This window comes from Aeromonas sp. QDB14 (assembly GCF_027707845.1).
GTDB classification, from domain to species: Bacteria; Pseudomonadota; Gammaproteobacteria; order Enterobacterales; family Aeromonadaceae; genus Aeromonas; species Aeromonas caviae.
In genome coordinates, this window is sequence record NZ_JAPCJD010000227.1 from 1 (window position 1) to 524 (window position 524).

General features: G+C 50.4%; 1 protein-coding gene. It reads left to right on the forward strand.

Features of this window, described 5'->3' with window-relative positions; all coding sequences use genetic code 11:
* Positions 1-490 (forward strand): Tn3 family transposase (locus tag PG887_RS22645; RefSeq protein WP_138920156.1); only part of this gene is annotated, 490 nt, incomplete at its 5' end.
* Positions 491-524: the final 34 nt, after the last annotated feature.

Below are 524 nucleotides of genomic sequence, written 5' to 3' on the forward strand. Positions count from 1 at the left end.
TTCAGTGCTGGTCCGTTCATTGCTGAAAAGTGAACGTCCTTCCGGACTGACTCAGGCAATCATTGAAGTGGGGCGCATCAACAAAACGCTGTATCTGCTTAATTATATTGATGATGAAGATTACCGCCGGCGCATTCTGACCCAGCTTAATCGGGGAGAAAGTCGCCATGCCGTTGCCAGAGCCATCTGTCACGGTCAAAAAGGTGAGATAAGAAAACGATATACCGACGGTCAGGAAGATCAACTGGGCGCACTGGGGCTGGTCACTAACGCCGTCGTGTTATGGAACACTATTTATATGCAGGCAGCCCTGGATCATCTCCGGGCGCAGGGTGAAACACTGAATGATGAAGATATCGCACGCCTCTCCCCGCTTTGCCACGGACATATCAATATGCTCGGCCATTATTCCTTCACGCTGGCAGAACTGGTGACCAAAGGACATCTGAGACCATTAAAAGAGGCGTCAGAGGCAGAAAACGTTGCTTAACGTGAGTTTTCGTTCCACTGAGCGTCAGACCCCT